The organism is Achromobacter sp. UMC46, assembly GCF_014170335.1.
Lineage (GTDB): Bacteria > Pseudomonadota > Gammaproteobacteria > Burkholderiales > Burkholderiaceae_B > Achromobacter.
Genome location: NZ_LZZS01000006.1, coordinates 152902 through 176279, shown reverse-complemented (window position 1 = coordinate 176279; position 23378 = coordinate 152902). Strand labels below are relative to the sequence as shown.

Below are 23378 nucleotides of genomic sequence, written 5' to 3'. Positions count from 1 at the left end.
TCTATTTCCGCAATGCAGCAAATTCGAGCAGATGGTAGTGGACCGCGCCTGCCTTATCCTGCCGCAAGATCTGGAATCCTTCGGGGGCTTCGATGGCGGTTTCCGCCTCGACGTAGACTAGCCCATGCTCGGCCAAAATGCCCGGAAGGATGGGCCACAGGCGCGGCAGCCAGTCCTGTCCGAAGGGCGGATCCAACAGGATGAGGTCAAATCGGGACGCATCCATCCGTTCGGCGACCTGCATCGCGTCGCCCACATGGATGCGTATCATGTCGGCTTTGAGCTTGTCGCGCAGTGTCCGCAGCGCGGACGCGGCGGTCTTGTCCCGCTCGACCATCTGCACATGCGCCACGCCGCGCGAGGCCGCCTCGAACCCCAGGGCGCCGCTGCCGGCGAACAGATCCAGCACCTGCTTGTCGGCGAATTCGCCGGCCCACAGGTGATTCAGCCAGTTGAACAGCGTTTCGCGCACCCGGTCGGGCGTGGGGCGCAGCGTCTCCACGTCGGGCACGGCGATGGGGGTGCGCCTGTATTGGCCACCGACGATACGAATATACTTGTTACCCATGTTTAGCCGCTTCTTCAAGAAAAAATCCCCACCGCCTGCCGCGCCGGCCCAGCCCGCGCCGCCGCCTGAGGTCATAGACGCCGCCGTCGCGCCTGCGGAACCCGCCGCCGCGCCGGTGATCCCGCCGCCCATCCCGCCAGCCGCACCAGCACCCGCACCCGCACCGAGTCCCGTGGAGGTTGCACCGGCGCCGGTTCCTGAACCGGTTGCCGAACCTGCCCCCGCGCCTGTCGTGCCGGCTGCACCGACTGTAGCGCCGATTGCACGCGCCGATGCGCCGGTCCAGACGCCGGTCAGCGCACCCGTTACGGCGCCCGTAGTTGCGCCCGTGGTCACGCCCGTGGTTACGCCCATTGCTGCGCCTGCTCATGCACCGGTCAATGTGCCAGCTCCCGCCACCGAGCCCGCCGCCGCCGAAGCGCCTAAAAAGGCGTCGTGGCTGTCGCGGCTGAAGCAGGGCCTGTCGCGGACCGGCCAGAGCATTGGCGGCATCTTCGTCGGCGTCAAGGTCGACGAAAACCTGTTCGAGGAACTCGAATCGGCGCTCATTATGGCCGATGCCGGCTTGGAGGCCACCGAGAAGCTGTTGACCGCGCTGCGTGCGCGCGTCAAGAAGGACCGCATCGAAGACCCGGCCAAGGTGAAGACGGCCCTGCGCCAGTTGCTGGCCGACCACTTGCGTCCGCTGGAGCGCGCCTTCGACCTGCACCGCGTCAAGCCGCTGGTGGTGATGATCGCCGGCGTCAACGGTGCGGGCAAGACGACCTCCATCGGCAAGCTGGCGCACACGTTCCAACGCCAGGGCGCCACCGTCCTGCTGGCCGCGGGCGACACGTTCCGCGCCGCCGCGCGCGAGCAACTGGTGGAGTGGGGCAGCCGCAACAACGTCAGCGTCATCGCGCAAGATGGCGGCGATCCGGCCGCCGTGGCGTTCGACTCGGTCAACGCGGGCCGTGCGCGTGGCATGGGCGTGGTCATGGTGGACACCGCCGGCCGCCTGCCCACGCAGCTGCACCTGATGGAAGAACTGAAGAAGATCCGCCGCGTCATCGGCAAGGCCGATGCCACCGCGCCGCACGAAGTGCTGCTGGTGGTGGACGGCAACACCGGGCAGAATGCGCTGGCGCAGATCCGCGCGTTCGATGCGGCCATCACGCTGACGGGCCTGGTCGTGACCAAGCTGGACGGCACGGCCAAGGGCGGCACGCTGGCCGCCGTTGCCGCGGGCAGCCAGGGCGTGCGTCCGATCCCGGTCTACTGGATCGGCGTGGGCGAAAGCCTGGAAGACCTGCAGCCTTTCGTGGCGGACGAGTTCGCCGCGGCCTTGCTGGCGGACTGACCCGCCGGCAGGCCCAAGGCAACGGGGCGGTGCGCAAGCGCCGCCCCGTTGCTATTTGAGGAGGGGAACTTCAGACCTGGCCCATCGCCGGATCGCTGACCCCGTCCTTGCCCGTTTCCATGCGGCCGGCAAAGCGGCGCTGGAACGCGGCATAGCCTTCGCATGCCACCGCGAAGTCGTACCACTGGCCGCTGTCGGTCACCGGCCAGCTGAGTTCGCCGGTCTGGCCGGCCGGCACGGTGGCGGTCCATGGGCCGTCGTCGCGATAGGCCTTGGCGCTGACGGTGAACGTGCAGGCCTGGCTGCCGTTGTTGTGCAGCTTGACCTGCACCTGCGCATCGTCGCAGGGCACGTAGCAGACCTGGATCTCGGGCTGCGCGCCGCCCGTCTGCATCAGGTCGCCCGCGAAGGCGCGGTGATAGCCGTTCGGCCCCAACACCCATAAGTCGTACTTGCCGCTGTCGGCGGACACGTCCCAGGCGTCGTCCAGCGACTTGCCCGCTTCCACCACGTAGCGGCGCGGGATGCGGTCCAGATGCAGCTTGTCGTACACATGGAAGACGGCCGCCGCCTGGCCGCCGCTGGCATTGGCGAACAGCAGCCTGACGCGGTTCTCGCGCGCCTCTTCGCGCGCGCTCGTGTGTAGCTCGTAGGGCAGGGCGCGCGACGGGCGCGTGCCGGGCGCCTGCTTGGCCAGTGTCTGCTGGGTGGGGACGGCGATGGCGGGTTGCGACTCCTGCCACGTCGTCAGGCCGTCGGCATCCGTCTTGGTCGTGCGGCCGGGCAAGGTGGGCAGGCCGGCGCCGTTGGGCGATACGAAGTTCAACGTGGAGGTCAGGTCGCCGCAGACGGCACGCCGGAACGCGCTGATGTTGGGTTCGACGACGCCGAAGCGCTGTTCCAGGAAGCGCAGCGCCGAGGTGTGGTCGAACACCTGCGAATTGACCCAGCCGCCACGGCTCCACGGCGAGATCACCCACATCGGCACGCGCATGCCGGGGCCATAGGGCTTGCCGTCGGCGGTCAGCTGCTTGGGCGTGGCGGGCGGATAGGTGAAGTACTCGAACGCCATCTCGGCGTCCGTCAGCGTGGACTTGCCCGCCAGCGTGCCGTCATCGTTGCGCGAGGGCGCGGACGGCGTCGGCATGTGGTCGAAGAAGCCGTCGTTCTCGTCGTAGGTCACCAGGAACACGGTCTTGCTCCAGACTTCGGGCGATTGCGTCAGCGCGTCCAGCGCGGCCTGGATGTACCACGCGCCCTTGGCGGGGCTGGACGGGCCGGGGTGCTCGCTATAGGCGGCCGGCGGGATGATCCACGACACTTCCGGCAGCGTGCCGTTCATGACGTCGTCGCGCAAACTTTGCAGGAAGCCGCCGTCGGGCATGGTGTTGCCGAAACCCTTGGCCAGGGGGCTGTACAGGTCGTCGATGGCGGGGTTGTAGGCGGGGCCGCCCTGGTTGGTCACTTGCCGGTCCGCCGGCATCTTCTCGATCTCGGCGCGCCAGTGCCGGAAGCTCATCATCTCGTTGCAGCCGAAGTTGTCCGGGATGTTCTGGTAGACCTTCCAGCTGACGCCGGCCTGCTGCAGGCGGTCGGCGTAGGTGGTCCAGGTCCAGCCTTCGGTGGATGGGCCCACGTCGGCGCCGTCGTTCATCTCGTTCATCACGACCGACACGTTGTCGCCGGACGGGCCGTTGGTGCCCGTCCAGAAGAACAGCCGGTTGGGGATGGTGCCCGCGTGCATCGCACAGTGGTAGTGGTCGCACAGCGTGAAGGCGTCGGCCAGCGCGCGGTGGAAGGGGACTTCGGCGGTTTCGTAATAGCCCATCGACAGCGGCTGCTTGGCGCTGGGCCACTTGTTCATGCGGCCGTGGTCCCACGCGGCCTGGCAATTGGGCCAGGAGTGCGGCGTGCTGCCCGCGCGCTGCGCGTTGCCCAGCGTCGTGTCCAGGTGATAGGGCAGCTCTTCGGTGCCGTCGCTGCGCGTCTGATGGAACACCGACTTGCCGTTGGCCAGCGGAATGGGGAAGCGGTCGCCAAAGCCGCGCACGCCGGGAAAAGTGCCGAAGTAGCCGTCGAAGGAACGGTTTTCCAGCATCAGCATCACGACGTGCTTGACGTCCTGGATGGTGCCCGTCGGACTGCTGGCCTCAATGGCCAGGGCGCGGCGGATGCTGGGCGGGAATATCGACAAGGCGCTTACGGCGGCGGTGGTTCCCAGCGTGGTCTTGAAGAACTTTCTTTTGGAGGCGTCGAACGTCATTGGCTTCTCTGTCGTTGAAGGTCGGAGGGGAACGGGCTTCACGGGGCGCAGTGCGACGCGCACGCGGCAGGCGGCGGGGCGGGCGTCGTGGTGGGCGGTGGAGCGGGTTCGTCCGAGTCGTCGCCGCCGCAGGCGGACAGCGAGAACACGAGCGACAGCGCGCAGAAGGCCGCAAGGCCTCGTCTTGCATGGGCGAGCAAGTGGGAAGTGGTTTCCATGGTTCGGTATGTGTGGATGGGCTGACGGCCCGCGCAGGGGCCGTTGCCGTCACACAGGACGCATGTCGGGCGGATGCTGCGGGCCACGAGGGCGCCCGGCGCAAGGTGGCCGGACGTCAGCGATCCAGTATTGGTGCGTCGGATGTCGTTCTTTTTACAGACAGCTGACCCGAAGCTTGTCGCACCGTGTTTTTTGAAACGTCGTGCTAGATGCGTGTCGAGGTGAAAACGAATTCACTGATTGACTTGCCGCTGCGGTAAACGCGCGCGCCCGCCATGGCCGTTGCGGCCATGGCGTAAAGCGGGAATCACTTCCAGAAGGGTTTGCTGCGCGCCAGGTCGTCGAAGGCTTTCTGCGCTTCGTCCGCCAGTTCTTCCAGGCGCGCGCTGATCCAGCCCAGCGCGAACCAGGCTTGCGGATGGGTGGCCGTACACGACTCGTAGTAGTCGCGGGCGACCGCCAGGTCATTGATTTCACCCAGCACGTCCTGCACGTTCGACAGCAGCTTGCGGTAGCCGCGCAGCTTGGCCGCGGGCAACAGCGATTCCGCGAACGCCAGGCTGTAGCGCAGCCGCTTGCCGCGCTTGCGCAGTTCATGGCGCGTGGGGACGTCCAGCGTGGCGAACTGCGTGCCCTGATCGGCCACCTTGCTGTGCCAGCGGTGCAGGCGGCGCGCCAACTGCTTGTGCAGGCGTTGCGGATCGGGTTCCGGCGCCAGCATGGGGATGATGGTGGGCTTGACGGTGGGGCCGGCCACGCCGCCTTCCAGGCGGATGGCGGGTTCGGGCGCGGCGTCGCTGGGCGTGCCGTTGGCGATGGTCTGCGTGTTGCCGGCCGGCACCGCCGGCGGCACGTCCAGGCTCCATTCCAGCAGCTCAAGTAACCAGGCCTGGAAGGCCTTGCCGCCGGCGATGGTCCGGGCGTCCTGTTCGGGCGGCGCGGCTTCCATCGGGATCACGGGCATGCCGGCGCGGATCAGCGCGGGCGCCACGGTCTCGTTCAGCACGTCTTGGTCGCGGTTGGCGCCGAAGGCGGCGAAGTGCGTGCGCACGCCTTGCAGCATGGCGTCGGGCACCGGCGCGATCCAGCCGTCGAACAGCTTCCAGGCCGAACGCAGCCGGCGCACCCCCACGCGCAACTGGTGCACGTGTTCGGAATTGCCGGCGCGGTACACGCCTTCGGTGTCGACTTCAGCCAGCACCGCCGCATTGCGCGCGATCTGGTCCAGGCATTCGGCGGCGATGCGGCCCATCGCCTGCGACGGCGTCATGTCGTCGCGCAGTTTCACGGCGGCCGCGCCGCGCGGCGCCCAGAAATGGGCGATGGCCTGGGCCCGGCGGGCCTCCAGGTCGTCGCCCGGGACGGCGTCCACATCGGCCAGGCGCTGCGCCAGCTGGGCCAGCGCGTCGCCGCGTTCGGACTTGCTGCGCGGATCCAGCACCAGGCTATGACGTTGCTGCCAGCCGCGCGCGCTGGCGAAGATGGCGGCCGGGCGGCCCGACACCAGTTCGAATTCCAGTTCCGAGATCGGCAGTTCCAATGCGCCGGCGCGCAGGATGCCGGTGTCGTACGCGAGTTCCACCGTACCGAAACGCGTGCGGACCTTGCGCAGCAAACGCTGCACGTCGGTTTCGTAGCGCAGGCCAAGTTCGCCTTTGACGGCGGACAGCGCGGCTTCGACTTCGGTGCCGGCATACACCGACAGGTCCAGCACGGGGCCGGGGCGCGGGTGGTTCAATTCAATGCGGGTGATGGCGTTGATGCCCGGCATCTTCAGCGTCTGCACCCAATCGCGGCCTTCCTGGCGCAGCCGGATGGCGATGCGCGCCCGCGCAAGTTCGCGTTCCGGCGTGTCGAAATACATGGCATGCAAGCGGATGCGCGTGGCCTCGCGTTGCTTGATCTCTCGCAGCACGGCCTGGCGCGAAGCCGTGGGCACATGCAGTTTCAATTCCTGTTCCGACATGGCGGTGGGTGTCCAACGGCAAAAGCCGAGATCTTAATCAACCAGGAGGTGGGATTTGATGACGGTTCATATTTTGTTCACATTGAGCATAGACGTGAACAAGGCCTGTGGACAAGCCGGCGGCGCCGGCCGGGCAAGAAAAAACGCCGCTCTTTTTCAAAGGCGGCGCCAAGGAGCGCTGGTCAGGGGAAACCGACAAGCGTAAAACGGGGACGCGATCAAAGAATGCGTTTGCGCGCCTGCGTGATGATGATTTCTGCCAGCACGACCACGACGAAGATCGCAGCCAGCACCAGCGCCACGCGGTCCCACTGGAACAGGTTCAGCGCGGTGTCCAGCGCCATGCCGATGCCGCCCGCGCCCACCAGGCCCAGCACGGCCGATTCGCGCACGTTGATGTCCCAGCGCAGCAGCACGATGGACCAGAACGCCGGGCGGATTTGCGGCCAGTAGGCGTACCACAGCACCGATGCCTTGCTGGCGCCGGTGGCGGTCACGGCCTCGATGGGCCCGCGCTGCGCCTCTTCGATGGCTTCGCCGACCAGCTTGCCCACGAAGCCGATGGAGCGGAACGCGATGGCCAGCGTGCCGGCCAGGGCGCCGGGGCCGAAGATGGCGATGAACAGCAGCGCCCACACCAGCGAATTGACCGAACGGCTGGACACCAGGATCAGCCGGGCCAGCATGTTGATGGTCTTGCTGGGCGTCAGGTTGTTGGCGGCCAGGAGGCCCACCGGCACCGCCATGAAGACGGACAGGATGGTGCCGAGGGTGGCGATGTGCAGCGTTTCGATCAGCGCGTCGTGCACGCCGCCCGGGTAGTAGGCCCAGTCGATCGGCCACATGCGGCGGAACAGGTCGGCCATCTGCTCGGGGGCGTCATACAGGAACTCCGGTATGACTTCCACGCCGCGGATGGCTTGGGCGATGGCCGCGACGACCAGCAGGTACAGCGCGAAGCGCAGCAGCCGCTGGCCCATGCTGTAGCGCTGCCACACGCGCGGCGAACCCGCCGGGTTCAGGGTGGAGGCATGGGCGTTCATTCTTCCACCTCCGCCTTGCGGGCCGCCGGCGGCTTGCCGGCGCCGATGCCGCGGGCCCCCGCGAAGCGGCCCTGCAGGATGCGGTCGAAGCCCAGGTTGTCCAGGAACACGGCGCGCACGAAGCCCGCGATGATTTCGCCCAGCATGATGATGGCGATCAGCGTCAGCAGGATGGCGCTGACGAAGTCGTAGTCGAAGCGCTGGAAGGCCGAGAACAGCGTGCCGCCCACGCCGCCCGCGCCCACGATGCCGACCATGGTGGAGTTGCGCAGGTTGGAATCGAACTGATAGGTCGCAAAGCCGATGAAGCGCGCGAACACCTGCGGCAGCACGCCGAAGATGATCACGTTGGCGAACGACGCGCCGCTTGCGCGTACGGCTTCCACCTGCTTGAGCGAGATCTCTTCGATGGCTTCGGTGAACAGCTTGCCGATGAACCCGATCGACGCGACGGTCAGCGCCAGGATGCCGGCCAGCGCGCCGAAGCCCACGGCCTTGACGAACAGGATGGCGACGATGACCGGGTGCAGGGCGCGGCACAGCGCCACCAGCGAACGCGCAGGCCACGACACCCAGGCGGGCATCATGTTGCGGGCGCCCAGAAGGCCCACGGGCAGCGCGAACAGGATGCCCAGCACCGAGGCCAGCACCGCGATCTCCAGGCTTTCCGCGATGCCTTTCCACAAGGTCGCGGGTTTTTCGAAGTTGGGCGGGAACATGCGCGAAAGAAACGTCGACGCGTGCCCCATGCCGGTTTCAAAGCGCGCCCAGCTGAAATCCAGCTGCGCGCCGGCATAGATCGTGTAGATCACCAGCAACACCAGGCCCGCCTTGGCGCGCCCGGACATGGCGAAGGGGCGGCTGCCCCGGGGATGCGTCATTCCAGCCAAGACTCGCCTCCGTAGATCGTCTTGAGCATGGTCGCGTCCAGGCCCTTGCCGTCGCCGTCGTACACCACGTGCCCGCCGGACATGCCGACGATGCGGGTGGCGTAGCGGCGGGCCAGTTCGACGTCGTGGATGTTCACGATGACGGGAATGCCGGTGGCGCTGCCCTGCGCGGACAGCAGTTCCATGATTTCGACCGAGGTCTTCGGGTCCAGCGACGACGTCGGTTCGTCCGCCAGCAGCAGCTGCGGGCGCTGCATCAGCGCGCGGGCGATGCCCACGCGCTGGCGCTGGCCGCCCGACAGCGCATCGGCGCGCTGGTCGGCAAAGCCGGCCAGGCCGACGGTATCCAGCAGCTTGTAGGCATGCTCGATGTCTTCGGGTTCGAAGCGGCGCATCCACGCCTTCAGGGCCGAGGTGTAGCCCAGCCGTCCGGTGAGCAGGTTTTCCATCACGGTCAGGCGTTCGACCAGGTTGTATTCCTGGAACACCATGCCGATGCGCCGGCGCGCGCGGCGCAGCGACGCGCCGCGCACGCGGGCCAGGTCCACGGTACCTTCCTTGGACTGCAGCACGATCTCGCCCTGGGTGGGTTCGATCAACCGGTTGATGCAGCGCAGGAGCGTGCTCTTGCCGGTGCCGGAAGGGCCGATGATGGCGGTCAGGCCCTGGCCGGCGACTTCAAGGTCGATGCCATTGAGAACCGGCCGGCCGGCCCGGTATTCCTTGACCAGGCCGGAAATGCGTAGCGACGTCGTCATGCTGGATTACTTCTTGCTCTTTGCGGATTCGCGGTCGTAGGCGGCGCGGTTGAAGCTTTCGCCACCCGATTCAGCCACCTGGCGGACGATGGCCCAGTCTTTCTCATAGGTCACCGGATAGAAACGGTCGGCGCCGTCGAAGGCCTTCGCCATTTCCGCGGGGAAGCGGTAGTCGTAGAAGCACTTGAGCATCTGGTCGCGGAACTTCGGTTCCAGGTCATGCGCGTAGGCGAAGGACGAAGTCGGGAATTTCTCGCTCTTGTAGATCACGCGGAAGTCGGCTTCCTTGACCTGGCCGCGTTCGACCATGCGCTTGAACACGTCGGAGGCAACCGCGGCGGCGTCATAGTCGCCGGAATTCACGCCCATGACGGACTGGTCGTGTTTGCCCGAGAAGACCACCTTGTAGTCCTTGTCCGGCGTCAGGCCTTCCTTGGGGAACAGCGCCACGGGCGCCATGTGGCCAGAGTTCGACGACGGCGCGGTGTGCGCCAGCTTCTTGCCCTTCAGGTCGGTCAGCTTCTGGTAGGGGCTGTCTTTCTTGACGATGACGATCAGGTTGTAGCCCTGGAAGCCGTCGGCATAGCCCTTGACGGCGAACGGCACGGCGCCGGCGATGTTCACGGCGAATGCGGTCGGGCCGGTCGAGAAGCCGCCCACGTGCAGGCGGCCCGAGCGCATGGCTTCGATTTCCGCGGCGTTGCTTTGCACCTGGTAGAACACCACGCGCTTGCCGGTGCATTCCGACAGGTGCTTGGTGAAGGGCTTGAAGATGTCTTCGTAGACCGCCGGGTCTTCCACCGGGGTGTAGGTGAACACCAGGGTCGAGGGCGTCTTCAACTTGGAGGCGTCGGTGGGCGTATCGGCCACCAGGTCCTTGTTGTCGTCGCAATACATCTGGTCCAGATCGCCCCGGTTGGAGCAGGTGTCGGCGGCCTGGGCGGTGGCACCGCCAACGGCGAACGCGGCCAGGGCGGCCGCTTGCAATAGACGCATCGCGTGCATGGTTTGTCTCCTCTTGTGGGATGAATTTGAATATTTGCTGAATTCAACCACACAAGAGGGGACGGGCACACTTGGGAAAGTCCCTGCCTTTCTTTTCGTCTTTTGTTCGAATTGTTCGTTTTGTGTTCGTTTTTTTTCGATCAATCGAACGGGACGGACGCCTTGCGCGGTCCGTCCGGCTCAGCCCCGGTAGCCCAGCTTGCGCGAGATCTCCTGCGCGCAGGCCAGCAGGGGCCGGGCGATCGTGCCGTCCCAGCTCACATCGAACAAGCCGGTGGGACCCAGGCTGGTCAGCCCCAGGACGATGTTGCCGGTGTTGTCGAACACGGGCACCGACAGGGCGTCCACGCCGGGCAGCGGGTTGCCCAGCGCGCGCGCCATGCCGTGCACGCGGATATCGGCCAGTTGGGCTTCGATGTTGGCGCGCGATGCCTTGCGCTGCGGCGGCACGCTGGCGATGACCGCGGTGTCGCCTTCTTCCCGGGCGATGTAGTGTTCGCTGACCTTGGGCGGCAGCCAGGCCGCGAACACCAGGCCGGTGGCGGTGTGCAGCATGGACATCACCGTGCCTTTGCGCATGTTCACGTGCACCGGGTAGCTGGCTTCGGTCATGTGGATCATGGTGGGGCCGTGCGAGCCCAGCACCGCGATGCCCAGCGTGTGGCCGATCTCGGATTGCAGCTTGGCGATCTCGGGCATGGCGATGCGCACCGGGTCCAGCCGTTGCAGGCTGACCAGCCCCATCTGCAGGGCGAAGGGCCCCAGCTCGTACTGGCCGGTGACGGTGTCTTGCTGCACCAGGCCGACACGAATGAAGCTGACCAGGTACGGGTGCGCCTTGGCGGACGTCATGCCGGCGCCCGCGGCCAGGTCGCGCAGGGTCAGCGGCTTGGCGGCGTCGACCAGGGCGGCCAGCAACGGCACGCCCACTTCGATGGACTGGATGCTGCGGCGGCCGTCGTTGGCGGCGGGGGCGGGAGTCTTGGTGGTGGCCACGGTATGCGGACCTCAGGCCGGTTGCGCTTGCGGCGCCTGGCGGGCCGCCAGCAGCCGGTCCGCCATTTCAACGAAGCCCGCGCCGCCATGGAAGGCCGCGACGAAGGCGGGGCGGTGCGTCAGGCGGTGCAATTGGGCCTGGATGTTGGCCACGCCGACCGAGACCGGGAAGTAGGCGAACATGGGCTCGTCGTTGGGCGAGTCGCCGATGAACAGCGTGCTGTCCAGGGTGTTGGCCACGTCGCCGCCGAATTCGCGTTGGAACATCGTGCGGGTCATGGTCAGCTTGTCGTAGTCGCCGAACCAGCCGTTGACGTGGATCGAACTGACTTTGGCCTGGGCGCCAGCGTCGTGGAAGATCCGGACGATCTTGCTGACGTCCGAATCGGGCAGGGCGGGCACGTCTTCGCAGAAGTCGATGGCCAGGTCGGCCACGCGGTAGTCCTGGTCGCTGGCCACGGCCGAACCCGGCACCTCGGCCAGTACGCGGTCGCGGATGGCGTCCAGCTGCTTGCGGCTGGCCTGGCGCGAGGCGGCGTCCGTCCAGTAGTGGGTGGTCATGCGGCGGGCCTGGCGGTCGTAGGCGTAGTAGAACGCGCCGTTTTCCCCGACCACGGCGCGCACCGGCCACATGCGGGCGATGTGGTCGCACCAGCCGGCCGGGCGGCCGGTGATCGGCACGACCTGAATGCCCGCCTGTTCCAGGCGCTCCAGCGCGGCGTAGGCGTCGGCCGGCAGGCGGCCCTCGGTAGTCAGCGTGTCGTCGATATCGGTCAGGACGACGCGAATCGCCGCGGCGACGGTCAAAGGCATGGCCGCAAGGGCTTGCATGGGTTTTATCCTCGATGGGGTCTGATTTTCAGGGCGATCTCCGGGCGAAAGTTTAACCGGACGGCCCCGCCGGAGGCCGTTCTGGCGCCCCGATAGGGAATCTGGCGCCAGGGGCGCTAAAATCCTGGCTTTCCCGTCTGGTTTACGTGCCCGCCATGTCCGTCCAGTTGTCCTCTTTGCCCGGCTCCGAGCCGGAATCCTTCGGTATCGCTTCGGTTGCCGAGATCATCGCCGAGCTGCGCGCCGGCCGCATCGTCATCCTGGTCGACGAAGAAGACCGTGAAAACGAAGGCGACCTGGTCATGGCCGCCGAATTCGTCACGCCTGAAGCCATCAACTTCATGGTGACCCACGGCCGCGGCCTGGTGTGCCTGACGCTGACCGAAGAACGCTGCCGCCAGCTGGAGCTGCCGATGATGGCTGCCCGCAACGGCACGCGATACGGCACCAATTTCACGCAGTCGATCGAAGCCGCCGTAGGCGTCGAAACCGGCATTTCGGCCGCCGACCGCGCCCGCACCATCCAGGTGGCGGTGGCGCGCGACGCCAAGCCGGCCGACCTGGTGCAGCCCGGCCACATCTTCCCGGTGCGCGCGGTGCCCGGCGGCGTGCTGGTGCGCGCCGGCCACACCGAAGCCGGCTGCGACCTGACCGCCATGGCCGGCCTGACGCCCGCTGCGGTCATCTGCGAAATCCTCAAGCCGGACGGCACCATGGCCCGCCTGCCGGACCTGGTCGAATTTGGCCGCGAGCACAACCTGAAGATCGGCACGATCGCCGACCTGATCCAGTACCGCAGCGAACACGAATCCATCGTCAAGCGCGTGGGCAAGCGCCCCATGGAGACGGCCTGGGGCACCTTCGAGGCCGTTGCCTATGAAGACGCGGCCACCGGCTCCGCCCATATGGCGCTGGTGCATGGTAACGTGAGCCCCGACGTCGAAACGCTGGTGCGCGTGCATGAACCGGCCTCGGTGCTGGACGTGCTGGATACCGGCGCCAGCCCGCACAGCTGGGGCGTGGCGCAAGCCCTGCAGGCCATTGCAGCAGCCCCGGCAGGGGTGCTGGTGTTGATGAACTGCCAATCGTCCACCGAGCACCTGTTCGGCCAGATCGCCGGCTGGAACGACCCCAAGGCCCAGGCCGACGCGGCCGCCAGCACCGACCGTTTCGGTCTGCGGACTTACGGCATCGGCGCCCAGATTCTGCGCGACCTGAATGTGGGCCAGATGAAGCTGCTTGCCCGGCCGCGCAAGATGCCCAGCATGGCGGGCTTTTCGCTCACCATTACGGGTTACGATTGCGACCCGCTGAATACTCCCGCAACACACTGAAGGCCGACACATGAACCCTTACATCCTTACCCCCGACCTGAACGGCGAAGGGCTGCACATCGGCATCGTACGCGCCCGCTTCAATGAAGAAATCGGCCAGGCCGAACTCGAAGCGTGCCTGAAGGAACTGGCCGAACTGGGCGTGGACGAACGCGACGTGATGGTCGCCACCGTTCCCGGCGCCCTGGAACTGGGCGTGGCCCTGTCCCACATGGCCGAAACGTTTGAATTCGACGCCTTGATCGCGCTGGGCGCCGTCATCCGTGGCGAGACCTATCACTTTGAAGTGGTCAGCAATGAAATGGCCATGGCAATCACCCGTATCTCCCTGGAAACCGGCATCCCCGTCGCAAACGGTGTGTTGACCGTCGACACCGACGAGCAGGCGCAAGCCCGCGCCGCCGGCAAGGGTCGCGATTGTGCTCAGGTAGCCGTTGAAATGGCCAACCTGGTGGCGGCGCTGGAACCCGAGGAAGAAGACGAAGACGACGAAGACGAGGACGAAGATTTTGACGACGAAGAAGACGACGACCAGCGCTGATAGCGCGGCGCAAGCCCGCGCCAGCGCGCGCAGCGCCCGCCGCCGTGCACGCGAGTTCGCGCTGCAAGGCGTGTACGCGTGGCTGCTGCGCGGTGGCGAAGGCACGCAAGACGCCGGCGAGATCGACGCCCACCTGCGCGACACCGAGGATTTTTCCGAGGCGGACGCGCAGTGGTTCAAGACCTTGCTGCACGGTGTCCTGCGCGAAGCGCCTGCGCTGCGCGAGCGTTTCACGCCTTACGTCGACCGCCCGCTGGCCGAGCTGTCGCCCGTTGAGCATGGCATTCTCTTGATCGGCAGCTTCGAACTGATCCATCATGTCGAAGTGCCGTACAAGGTCGCCATCAACGAAGCGGTCGAGCTGGCCAAATCGTTTGGCGGCACCGACGGCTTCAAGTTCGTCAACGGCGTGCTCGACAAGCTGGCCGCCGACGTGCGTGCGAACGAGGTCCAGGCAAAGAGGTAACCCCCCCCCGAAGCGCTGCGCGCTTCCCCCCCAGGGGGGCGCCGCTGCGGACCGGCGAAGCCGGCTCCGCGCGGCCCGGATGGGGCACCTGTTTCTTGCGACGCGTGGCGGGGGCCTCCCTCTTCACCCGCGCGACGCATGGTTTTGGGGACTGTACGTCCCGTGTGGGCGTTAATGCCGGCTAACCGTGCCGGATAGCGGAGTCGCCGTGGCGTCCGAATTCGAACTGATCGCGCGCTATTTCACCCGCACGGCGCCAACCGGCCTGCTGGGCGTGGGCGACGATTGCGCGCTGTTTCCCGTGCCGCCTGGCGAACAAGTGGCCACCAGCACCGACTTGCTGCTGGAAGGCCGCCATTTCTTTCCCGACGTGGATCCCCGCGCCCTGGGCCACAAGGCCCTGGCCGTGAACCTGTCCGACCTGGCCGCCATGGGCGCCCGGCCGATCGGCTGCGTCCTGGGGCTGGCATTGCCGCGCCTGGACGAGCCTTGGCTGGCCGCGTTCGCGGACGGCTTCCATGCGCTGGCGGCGGCCCACGGCTGCCCGCTGATCGGTGGTGACACCACGCGCAGCGCGCATGACCTGGCGATCAGCGTCACCGTGTTCGGCGCCGTGCCCGCCGGCCAGGCGCTGCGCCGTGACGGCGCGCAGGTGGGCGACGACATCTGGGTATCCGGCGAACTGGGCGCGGCCGATGTGGCCTATCGCCTGCTGGACGGCCAGTATCCGGCCGACGCTGCCTTGCTGGCCGCCACCCGCGGCGCACTGGAATGGCCGCAGCCGCAGGTTGCGCTGGGGCTGGCGCTACGCGGTATCGCGCACGCCGCCATCGACCTGTCGGACGGCCTGCTGCAAGACCTGGGCCACATCCTGGCCGCCAGCCGGGTGGGCGCCTGTGTTGAATTCGACCGGATGCCGGCGGCCGCCGCGCTGGCGGCGATGGATGCGGCGCCGCTGCAACGCGCAGTGCTGGGCGGCGGCGACGTCTATCAGTTGTGCTTTACCGCACCCGCCGCCCGCCGCGACGCCGTCCTGGCCGCAGGGCGCGCGGCCAATGCCCGCGTGACCCGCATCGGCCAGACGCTGGCGCAGCCGGGCCTGATCGTGCTGGACGGACAGGGCCGGCCGATGACCGCGCTGCCGGCCGGCTTCGATCATTTTCCCGCGGCCTGATCCGCCGCGGATCCTCTTCTACCGACCCTCCCCTCTGCCAACGGCCCAGGAACGCCATGTCCCTTACCGATAAGCCATCCCCGTCCATGCGCGAACGCTCGCGGGCCGTGTACCCGCCGCTGTCCTGGGTATGTCGCGATCCGGGCAGGCTGATCGCCTTCGGCCTGGGCAGCGGCCTGATCCGCCCGGCGTCGGGCACCTGGGGCACCTTGCTGGCGTGGGGCATCTGGGTGGCGGCGGCGCCCGCCGCGTCGGACATGGCCATCGGCGTGTTCCTGGCGTTGGCGTTCGTGTATGGCTGCTGGGCTTGCCATCGCGTCGGCCGTGAACTTGCGCAGCCGGATCATGTCGGAATGGTCTGGGACGAGATGGTGGCGTTCTGGCTGGTGCTGTGGTTGACGCCCGCGGGCTGGGTGTCGCAACTGCTGGCGTTCGGGCTGTTCCGCCTGTTCGACATCGTCAAGCCGCCTCCCATCAAATTCTTCGACGCCCATATCAAGGGCGGCTTCGGGGTAATGTGGGACGATATCGTGGCGGCCGGCTATGCCTTGCTGGTGATGGCGCTGGTCGCACGCACAGGAGTCTTGGGATGAGCGAGCAACAAGAAGCGGGATCGCGGTCGAATCTGTCGGCCGCGCAGTTGACCGAGGCCACGGCCGTCGGCCTGGCCGAACGGCTGGGCGACGCGATGCGGCGCCACGGCTGGATGCTCGGCACCGCGGAGTCCTGCACGGGGGGATTGCTGGCGGGGGCGATGACTTCAGTCGCCGGGTCCAGCGATTGGTTCGAACGCGGCTTCGTCACCTACAGCAACGAGGCCAAGGTGGCCGAGCTGGACGTTTCGCCTGACGCGCTGCATCACTTCGGCGCGGTCAGCGAACCGGTTGCGCTGGAAATGGCCAATGGTGTGCTGCTGGTGTCGTCCGCCGCGCACGTGGGCGTGTCCACGACCGGCATCGCCGGGCCGGGCGGTGCCACGCCGGGCAAGCCGGTGGGCATGGTGTGTTTCGGCTTCGCGATGCGCGTGGGCGACGGCATCACCAGCCGCGCCGTGACGCACGTGTTCCCGGGCGACCGGGCGCAAGTGCGCCAGGCCGCGGTGGAATTCGCGCTGCGGGGATTGCTGGAGTTCGTCGGGACGCCGGCCAACCGGCGGTAAAGTCGAAAAAAGGGCTGCTGACAGGCAGCCCTTTTTTCGACCGGATTCAGCGCACCGCGTTGATCGCGTCGCGCAGGCCCATGGCCGCGCGGCCGGCGGCCTCGCGCCAATCGTCGCCGCCGCTGGCGTAGATGATGGCGCGCGAAGAGTTGATCATCATGCCGCTGCGCGCGGCGTTCGCGCCGGCGTTCACGGTGGCGGTGATGTCGCCGCCCTGGGCGCCGATGCCGGGCACCAGCAGGGGCAGCGCGTCGCCGATGCGCTGGCGGACGGCGGCCAGTTCGTTCGGGAACGTGGCGCCCACCACCAGGCCGCACTGGCCGTTGGCGTTCCATTTGTCGGCCACCAGGCCTGCAACGTGCAGGTACAGCGGTTCGCCGTTATCCATCTTCAGGAACTGCAGGTCCGAGCCGCCGGGGTTGGACGTGCGGCACAGCACGATCACGCCGCGGTCGCGCCAGGCCAGATAGGGCTCGACGGAATCCAGGCCCATGTAGGGGCTGACGGTGAGCGCGTGCGCCTGATAGCGTTCGTAGGCTTCGCGGGCGTAGTTTTCGGCGGTGGAGCCGATGTCGCCGCGCTTGGCGTCCAGCACGATGGGCAGGTCGGGGTGCCTGTCGCGAATGTGTTGGCACAGCGCTTCCAGCTGGTCTTCGGCGCGGTGGGCGGCGAAGTACGCGATCTGCGGCTTGAAGCTGCAGGCGTAGGGCGCGGTGGCGTCGACGATGTCGCGGCAGAACTGGAAGATGGCGTCCGGCTTGTCCTGCAATTCGCGCGGGAAGCGTTGGGGGTCGGGATCCAGCCCGACTTGCAGGAGCGAGTTGCTGGTGGTCCAGGCGTGTTCGAGTTTTTGCAGGAAATTCATGGGGAGTTCAGTGCAGTTTGACCCGGGGGCGCGTGCGCCGCATAAGCAGGCGCGCCAGGGCCAGGGAGGCGGTGCGAGAGATGCCCAGCACCGCTTTGTGGTGCATCAGGTGCAGGCTCATGTACATCAGGCGCGCCAGTGTACCGCTTACGAACAGTCCTCGTCCGGCCAGCTTGCCCATCAGGCTGCCGACGCCGGCGTCCTGGCCCAGCGACACCAGTGAACCGTGGTCTTGATAGACGTAGGGGCCGGCGGGCTCGGCGGAACCGCGCAGGCGCGCCGTGAGCTTCTTGGTCAGGTAGTCGGCCTGCTGGTGGGCGGCTTGGGCGCGGGCGGGCACGGTGCGGCCTTCGCGCCAGGGCACCGAGCAGCAATCGCCCAGTGCCAGAATGTGCGGATCGGCCGTTTCCAGCCGCTCGTTCACTTCCAGCTGGCCCAGCTTGTTCAGCGGCAGGTCCAGGTCGGCCAGCAAGGCCGGGCCCTTGATGCCGGCGGCCCACATGCACAGCTGGGCGGGAAATTCGCGCCCGTCCGCGGTCTTGACGCTGCTGCCCGTCACTTCCGAGACGCGGCAGGACGTTTCCACGCCGATGCCCAGCTCTTTCAGTCGGTTGGTCGCGGCTTCGGATATTTTTTCGGGTAGCGCGGACAGGATGCGCGGCGCGCCTTCGACCAGCGTGATGGCCAAGTCGCGTTCGGCGCGGAAGTTCGGCAGGCCGTAGGCGCTGACCACGTGGCTGGCCTCGGTCAGTTCGACGGCCAGTTCGACGCCGGTGGCGCCGCCGCCCACGATGACGAGATCCAGCCGGGCCGACGGATCGCGCACCTTGGCCAGGTCGACCTGCGCCATGGCTTTCAGCATGGTCAGGCGGAACTGTTCGGCGTTTTCGGTGGTGTCCAGCGTCACGGCGTGTTCGGCCGCGCCTGGCGTGTTGAAGAAATTGGAGGTGCTGCCCAGGGCCAGCACCAGCGTGTCGTAGCCGAGGTCGCGGCGGGGCAGGACTTCCTGGCCTTGGGCGTCGTTGACGGTGTCGACCACGATCTGGCGGCGTTCGCGGTCGACGCTCAGCAAGCGGCCCTGCGCGAACGAAAAGCCGTTCATGTGGGCCAGCATCAGGTAGGACAGGCCTTCCTGGTGAATGTCCAGCGTGCCGGCCGCAGCTTCGTGCAGCGACGGCTTCCAGATGTGGAAGGGGCGGCTGTCGACCAGCGTGACGTGTTGCCGGCCGTGGATCCGGCCCAACTTGGCGGCCAATTCCAGGCCGCCGGCACCGCCGCCGACGATGACGATGCGTTGAGAGGGGGCTGACGTCGATTTAGGCATCATGGCTCCCAGTATAAAGACAGGCGCGTCCCCGTGGGATGCCGCCCGTGTCAATGCATGACGAAACGGCTGATGGCCACGCCGATCCAGACCGCCCCGGCGAAGATCAAGAGCAGCATCACCGCCGCGCTGCCCAGGTCCTTGGCGCGGCCCAGGAGGGGGTGGCGTTCGACGGACAACGCGTCGGCCAGCGCTTCGATGGCGGAGTTCAGCAATTCCGCCGCCAGCACCATGATCACGGTGCCCACCAGGAAAAAGACTTCGACCGTGGTCCGGCCCAGGAAGAACGCGGCCGGGATCATCAGCACGGCCAGCGCCAGTTCCTGGCGGAAGGCGGCTTCATATTTGACGGCCGCTTTCAGCCCCTGCCAGGAGTAGCGCAGCGCATTCAGGATGCGGCGCAGGCCGCCAGTGCTTTTAAAGGGCGAGTGTTGCGGGTCGTAGGTCATGGATGCGGAAGATTGCCGGGTGTGGCGGCTTTTTAACAGATAAGGGTTGCCCGCGTGATGCGGTGCCGGGCTATGGGCAAACCCCAATTGTGACGGAGCGCCGGCAGGCGCAGGATTCTGGTCAATTGGTAAGGCCACTTTACCTTTTCAGCGTTACTTCCCCCGACCTCCCCATGCCGATCCAGACCATCGAGCCGCGCCGCTTGTATCGCCAGATCGCCGACCAGCTCAGACTGCTGATCGAGGCGGGCGAGTTTCCGGTCGGCGCCCGGCTGCCGCCCGAGCGCGACCTGGCGTTGAAGCTGGGCGTGTCCCGCCCGTCGGTGCGCGAAGCGCTGATCGCGCTGGAAGTCGAAGGCTGGGTGGAAGTGCGCATGGGGTCGGGCGTGTATGTGCAAAGCCTGGCTGGCGCGCCGCGCGCCAGCCTGACCGCCGAAAGCCCCCTGGAAACCATCCGCGCCCGCTGGACGATCGAAGGCGAACTTGCCGCCCAGGCGGCCCGCAACCCCGCGCCCGCGCTGGTCGACGGCCTGCTGGAAGCGATGGGCACGATGGAAAACGAGGCCCAGGCGGGCAGCGTGCCCATCCGCGGCGACCGGTTGTTCCATCTGCGCGTGGCCGAAATGGCCGGCAACGCCGTCCTGGTGCGCGTTGTGGGCGAACTGTTCGACGAGCGCCACAACCCCCTGTCCGTGAAGCTGGGCGACTACTTCGAGAACCCGGACAGCTGGGCCCAGGCCATCACCGAGCACCGCCGCGTCATCGCCGCCATCGCGGCCGGAGACGAGGACGCCGCGCGGGCCGCCATGCATCACCATCTTTCCTGCTCGTTCGACCGCTTGACCGCCAGTTGGCCGGCCGCGGCGGACGCGTTGCGTGCCGATAGCAAAGAACCGGCGGCGTCTTGACGCCTCCGGGAAGCCGTAGCCGCTGTACCAAGGTGCACCCTGTATGTGAATCCCCATGTGAAACATAAAGCGGGCCGGCGCGTGACGACATTCGCCGGACTCGCTACCTCAGAGAGAGGAGACATCATGAATCGAGGCAACGCTATCAAAGTGCTGTTTGCCGCCGTCGCGCTGACCATCAGCGGCAGCGCGCTGGCGCAAACCAAGCTGAAGTGGGCGCACGTGTACGAGACCTCCGAACCCTTCCATACCTCGTCGGTATGGGCGGCGCAAGAGATCGAGAAACGCACCAACGGCCGCTATCACATCGATGTCTACCCCGCCTCTCAGCTGGGCAAGGAAAACGACATCAACCAGGGGCTGACGCTCGGCACGGTGGACATGATCATCTCCGGGTCCAGCTTCGCCGCCAAGAGCTTTCCCCGCATCGGCGTCACGTACTACCCCTACATCTTCCGCAACCCCGAGCACCTGATCGCCTACACCAAGAGCGACATCTACAAAGAGCTGACGCGCGGCTACGACGAGAAGAGCGGCAACCACATCGTCGCCACCACCTATTACGGCACGCGCCAGACGACTTCCAACCGCGCCTTCACCAAGTGCTCTGAAATGAAGGGCATGAAGATCCGCGTGCCGGACGTGGCGGCCTATCTGGCGATGCCGCGCGCCTGTGGCGCCAACACGGCGCCCATCGCGTTCGCCGAGGTCTATCTGGCCTTGCAGAACGGCACGGTGGAAGCGCAGGAAAACCCGCTGACCACTATCGAGGCGAAGAAGTTCTACGAGGTGCAGAAGAATATCGTGCTGACGGGCCACATCGTCGACCACTTGAACACGGTCATCTCGGGCAAGCTGTGGAAGAGCCTGTCCGACGAGGACAAGAAGATCTTCTCGGAGGTCGCGCAGCAGGCGGCGGAGAAGGCGTCTTCTGAAGTGGCCGACAGCGAAAAGAAGATGGTCGAGGTGTTCAAGAAGCGCGGGCTGAACGTGGCCGAGGTCAATGTCGAAGACTTCCGCAAGACCGTGCTGGAGAAGGTGCCGTTCGAGCAATACGGCTACCTGAAATCGGATTGGGAGAAGATCCAGGCGGTGAAGTAGGCCGCGCGGGCGGGCCGTCGCGGCCCGCCGCCCCACACCCGATTACGACCAGGGGAAATCCATGCACTTGAACGCGAAGGCGGCGCCGATGGCGGCCGTCAGCCACGGACCGGGCCCGGCCTCCGGCCATGCCTCATCGAAACCAGGCCCGCACCAGGCGTCCGTGGACGAGATCGTCCATAGTTTCGAAGAGGCCGACCAGCATGAAGTCAGCTTGGCCGGCTATCAGCCCGAAGACTGGATCTGCCTGGGGATTTTCTGGACCATGGCGATGCTGGTCTTCCTGCAGTTCTTTTCCCGCTACGTGCTGAACGACTCCTATGCCTGGACTGAAGAGCTGGCGGTGTATTGCCTGATCGGCGTGGTGTTCCTGGGTGCCGCGATGTGCGTGCGGGCCTGCCGCCACATCCAGGTGGATTTCCTGTACCGCTACCTGCCCAAGCGGGTGGGCCGCGTGCTGTCCACCGTGATCGACATCTTGCGCACGGCCTTCTTCGGCTATGCCGTGTGGCTGACCTACCGCTACATCGTGCTGGTGGGCGACGAACCCATGACCACGCTGTTCTGGAACAAGTCCTATGTCTATTGGGTCGCCCTGGCGGGCTTCGTCATGATGTTTGTGCGGTCGCTGCAAGTGTCCGTGCAGAACTGGCGGCAGGGCTATTCGATCCTGGAGAACCCGGCGGCCTACGAGTCGCTGGACTGACCGGCGCGCCGCGTCGCAATGCATACGAATCCGCAGTGCCTTTCCAGGAGCAAGACATGGGCACCCTGATTGGAACCTTTCTGCTGTTGATGATCCTGGGCCTGCCGGTGGCGGTGTCCATGGCGGGCGCGTCGCTGCTGTTCGTCCTGATATCGGGCAGCGTGCCGGACGTGGTGGTCGCGCAGCGCATGATCGCGGGCGTGGAGTCGTTTCCGCTGCTGGCCGTGCCGTTCTTCATCCTGGCCGGCAACCTGATGAACATCGCCGGCATCACCGGCCGCATCTACAACTTCGCGGTGGCGCTGGTGGGCTGGATGCGCGGCGGGCTGGGGCAGGTGAACATCATCGGCTCCGTGGTGTTCGCCGGCATGTCGGGCACCGCGATCGCGGACGCCGCGGGCCTGGGCACCATCGAGATCAAGGCCATGAAAGACCATGGCTACGAGACCGAATTCGCCGTGGGCGTCACTGCCGCGTCGGCAACGCTGGGGCCCATCATCCCGCCGTCGCTGCCGTTCGTGATCTACGGCATGATGGCCAACGTGTCGATCGGTTCGCTGTTCCTGGCGGGGCTGCTGCCGGGCGCCGTGCTGACGATACTGATGATGCTGACCGTGGCCTATTACGCCCGCCGCAACAACTGGGGCGGCGACGTGGCCTTCAACTGGAAGCGGCTGGGCGGCGCGGGCCTGGAAGTGCTGATCGTGCTGTCGTTTCCGCTGTCGATCTGGTTGATGACGTTGGCGGGCGTGTCGCCCAACGTGGCGACCGGCATCGCGTTCGTCGCCTTGCTGGCGCTGGATTGGCGCTTCAATTTTTCGGCTGTCATGGCGTTGATGGCACCGGTGATCCTGATCGGGGGCATGACGCTGGGCTGGTTCACCCCCACCGAGGCCGCCGTGGCCGCGGTGATCTGGGCGCTGTTCCTGGGGCTGGTGCGCTACCGTTCGATGACGTTCAAGACCTTGGCCAAGGCCACGTTCGACACCATCGAGACGACCGCGTCGGTGTTGTTCATCGTGACGGCGGCGTCCGTCTTCGCCTGGTTGCTGACGACCACACAGGCCGCGCAGACGCTGACCGACGCCATCCTGAGCGTGACGCAGAACAAGTGGGTGTTCCTGCTGATGGCCAACGTGCTGATCCTGATCGTCGGCTGCTTCATCGACACCATCGCCGCCATCACGATCCTGGTGCCGATCCTGCTGCCCATCGTGCTGAAGCTGGGCATCGACCCGATCCACTTCGGGCTGATCATGACGCTGAATCTGATGATCGGACTGCTGCATCCACCGATGGGCATGGTGCTGTTCGTGCTGGCCCGCGTGGCGCGGCTGTCGGTCGAGCGCACCACGATGGCCATCCTGCCGTGGCTGGTGCCGCTGTTCGTGGCCCTGATCGCCATCACCTACATCCCCCAGATCACGCTGTGGCTGCCTACCGCGATGGGCATGGCCGGCAAATAACAGGAGC

Annotated in this window: 24 protein-coding genes; 11 read left to right on the top strand and 13 right to left on the bottom strand. The window is 66.6% G+C overall.

Annotated elements, in window-relative coordinates:
• Nucleotide 1: 1 nt before the first annotated feature.
• Nucleotides 2-568: a 16S rRNA (guanine(966)-N(2))-methyltransferase RsmD gene (gene rsmD, locus A9973_RS11640; RefSeq protein WP_183013960.1), complete on the bottom strand. Its 567-nt coding sequence runs from the start codon at nt 566-568 to the stop codon at nt 2-4.
• On the opposite strand from rsmD, the gene ftsY reads away from it, so the two are divergent.
• Complete coding sequence (gene ftsY / locus A9973_RS11635) at nt 567-1907, top strand: signal recognition particle-docking protein FtsY (RefSeq protein WP_183013928.1); 1341 nt, start codon at nt 567-569, stop codon at nt 1905-1907. The two genes, rsmD and ftsY, sit on opposite strands and share 2 nt — an antisense overlap.
• A gap of 70 nt (nt 1908-1977) precedes the next feature.
• Here the strand turns inward: ftsY and A9973_RS11630 are convergent, their stop codons facing one another.
• From A9973_RS11630 to A9973_RS11590, 9 genes are all read right to left on the bottom strand, one after another.
• Entirely contained in the window at nt 1978-4170 is a 2193-nt protein-coding gene (locus A9973_RS11630; protein WP_183013927.1) for a phosphocholine-specific phospholipase C, read from the bottom strand.
• 38 nt (nt 4171-4208) lie between these two features.
• Nucleotides 4209-4388 carry a hypothetical protein gene (locus A9973_RS11625; RefSeq protein WP_183013926.1) on the bottom strand — a complete coding sequence of 60 codons (180 nt, stop codon included), beginning with the start codon at nt 4386-4388 and terminating at the stop codon, nt 4209-4211.
• Nucleotides 4389-4696: 308 nt separating this feature from the next.
• Nucleotides 4697-6355, bottom strand: coding sequence for a CYTH and CHAD domain-containing protein (locus A9973_RS11620; RefSeq protein ID WP_183013925.1), 1659 nt, complete (start codon nt 6353-6355; stop codon nt 4697-4699).
• 218 nt (nt 6356-6573) lie between these two features.
• Nucleotides 6574-7398 carry a phosphonate ABC transporter, permease protein PhnE gene (gene phnE / locus A9973_RS11615; protein WP_183013924.1) on the bottom strand — a complete coding sequence of 275 codons (825 nt, stop codon included), beginning with the start codon at nt 7396-7398 and terminating at the stop codon, nt 6574-6576.
• Nucleotides 7395-8279, bottom strand: coding sequence for a phosphonate ABC transporter, permease protein PhnE (phnE, locus tag A9973_RS11610; RefSeq protein ID WP_183013923.1), 885 nt, complete (start codon nt 8277-8279; stop codon nt 7395-7397). Before phnE (A9973_RS11610) ends, phnE (A9973_RS11615) begins: the two co-directional genes overlap by 4 nt.
• Nucleotides 8276-9046 (bottom strand): phosphonate ABC transporter ATP-binding protein, encoded by a 771-nt coding sequence (gene phnC, locus A9973_RS11605; RefSeq protein WP_183013922.1) that lies wholly within the window; start codon nt 9044-9046, stop codon nt 8276-8278. The genes phnE (A9973_RS11610) and phnC overlap by 4 nt, the downstream gene beginning before the upstream one ends.
• A gap of 6 nt (nt 9047-9052) precedes the next feature.
• Entirely contained in the window at nt 9053-10051 is a 999-nt protein-coding gene (gene phnD, locus A9973_RS11600; protein ID WP_183013921.1) for a phosphate/phosphite/phosphonate ABC transporter substrate-binding protein, read from the bottom strand.
• Between the two features lie 180 nt (nt 10052-10231).
• A complete protein-coding gene (locus tag A9973_RS11595) occupies nt 10232-11047 on the bottom strand; it encodes an IclR family transcriptional regulator (protein ID WP_183013920.1) in 816 nt (271 codons plus the stop codon).
• A 12-nt stretch (nt 11048-11059) separates the two neighbouring features.
• Nucleotides 11060-11878: an HAD-IIB family hydrolase gene (locus A9973_RS11590; protein WP_183013919.1), complete on the bottom strand. Its 819-nt coding sequence runs from the start codon at nt 11876-11878 to the stop codon at nt 11060-11062.
• Nucleotides 11879-12033: 155 nt separating this feature from the next.
• Here A9973_RS11590 and ribBA point away from each other — a divergent pair, with 155 nt between their 5' ends.
• The 6 genes from ribBA to A9973_RS11560 all read left to right on the top strand — a co-directional run bounded on the left by ribBA (nt 12034) and on the right by A9973_RS11560 (nt 16552).
• Nucleotides 12034-13212 carry a bifunctional 3,4-dihydroxy-2-butanone-4-phosphate synthase/GTP cyclohydrolase II gene (ribBA, locus tag A9973_RS11585; RefSeq protein WP_183013918.1) on the top strand — a complete coding sequence of 393 codons (1179 nt, stop codon included), beginning with the start codon at nt 12034-12036 and terminating at the stop codon, nt 13210-13212.
• Between the two features lie 10 nt (nt 13213-13222).
• Nucleotides 13223-13753 (top strand): 6,7-dimethyl-8-ribityllumazine synthase, encoded by a 531-nt coding sequence (gene ribH, locus A9973_RS11580; protein ID WP_006227613.1) that lies wholly within the window; start codon nt 13223-13225, stop codon nt 13751-13753.
• Nucleotides 13722-14219: a transcription antitermination factor NusB gene (nusB, locus tag A9973_RS11575; protein WP_183013917.1), complete on the top strand. Its 498-nt coding sequence runs from the start codon at nt 13722-13724 to the stop codon at nt 14217-14219. The genes ribH and nusB overlap by 32 nt, the downstream gene beginning before the upstream one ends.
• Nucleotides 14220-14427: 208 nt before the next feature.
• Nucleotides 14428-15393 carry a thiamine-phosphate kinase gene (gene thiL / locus A9973_RS11570; RefSeq protein ID WP_183013916.1) on the top strand — a complete coding sequence of 322 codons (966 nt, stop codon included), beginning with the start codon at nt 14428-14430 and terminating at the stop codon, nt 15391-15393.
• An 86-nt stretch (nt 15394-15479) separates the two neighbouring features.
• Entirely contained in the window at nt 15480-15986 is a 507-nt protein-coding gene (locus tag A9973_RS11565; protein WP_183013959.1) for a phosphatidylglycerophosphatase A, read from the top strand.
• Entirely contained in the window at nt 15983-16552 is a 570-nt protein-coding gene (locus tag A9973_RS11560; RefSeq protein WP_183013915.1) for a CinA family protein, read from the top strand. The genes A9973_RS11565 and A9973_RS11560 overlap by 4 nt, the downstream gene beginning before the upstream one ends.
• 46 nt (nt 16553-16598) lie before the next feature.
• Here A9973_RS11560 and pyrF read toward each other — a convergent pair whose 3' ends face one another.
• From pyrF to A9973_RS11545, 3 genes are read right to left on the bottom strand one after another with little or no spacing between them, the layout of a single operon-like run.
• The gene (gene pyrF / locus A9973_RS11555; RefSeq protein WP_183013914.1) at nt 16599-17417 is read right to left on the bottom strand and encodes an orotidine-5'-phosphate decarboxylase; all 819 of its coding nucleotides are present in this window, start codon (nt 17415-17417) and stop codon (nt 16599-16601) included.
• A 7-nt stretch (nt 17418-17424) separates the two neighbouring features.
• Nucleotides 17425-18744 carry an NAD(P)/FAD-dependent oxidoreductase gene (locus tag A9973_RS11550; RefSeq protein WP_183013913.1) on the bottom strand — a complete coding sequence of 440 codons (1320 nt, stop codon included), beginning with the start codon at nt 18742-18744 and terminating at the stop codon, nt 17425-17427.
• 47 nt (nt 18745-18791) lie between these two features.
• Entirely contained in the window at nt 18792-19190 is a 399-nt protein-coding gene (locus A9973_RS11545; protein ID WP_006227620.1) for a diacylglycerol kinase, read from the bottom strand.
• A 173-nt stretch (nt 19191-19363) separates the two neighbouring features.
• On the opposite strand from A9973_RS11545, the gene A9973_RS11540 reads away from it, so the two are divergent.
• The 4 genes from A9973_RS11540 (at nt 19364) to A9973_RS11525 (ending at nt 23371) form a co-directional block, all read left to right on the top strand.
• Nucleotides 19364-20098 (top strand): FadR/GntR family transcriptional regulator, encoded by a 735-nt coding sequence (locus tag A9973_RS11540; protein ID WP_183013912.1) that lies wholly within the window; start codon nt 19364-19366, stop codon nt 20096-20098.
• 126 nt (nt 20099-20224) lie between these two features.
• A complete protein-coding gene (locus A9973_RS11535; RefSeq protein WP_183013911.1) occupies nt 20225-21199 on the top strand; it encodes a sialic acid TRAP transporter substrate-binding protein SiaP in 975 nt (324 codons plus the stop codon).
• A gap of 61 nt (nt 21200-21260) precedes the next feature.
• Nucleotides 21261-21905: a TRAP transporter small permease gene (locus A9973_RS11530; protein WP_183013910.1), complete on the top strand. Its 645-nt coding sequence runs from the start codon at nt 21261-21263 to the stop codon at nt 21903-21905.
• A 56-nt stretch (nt 21906-21961) separates the two neighbouring features.
• Nucleotides 21962-23371 (top strand): TRAP transporter large permease, encoded by a 1410-nt coding sequence (locus A9973_RS11525; protein WP_006227624.1) that lies wholly within the window; start codon nt 21962-21964, stop codon nt 23369-23371.
• Nucleotides 23372-23378: the final 7 nt, after the last annotated feature.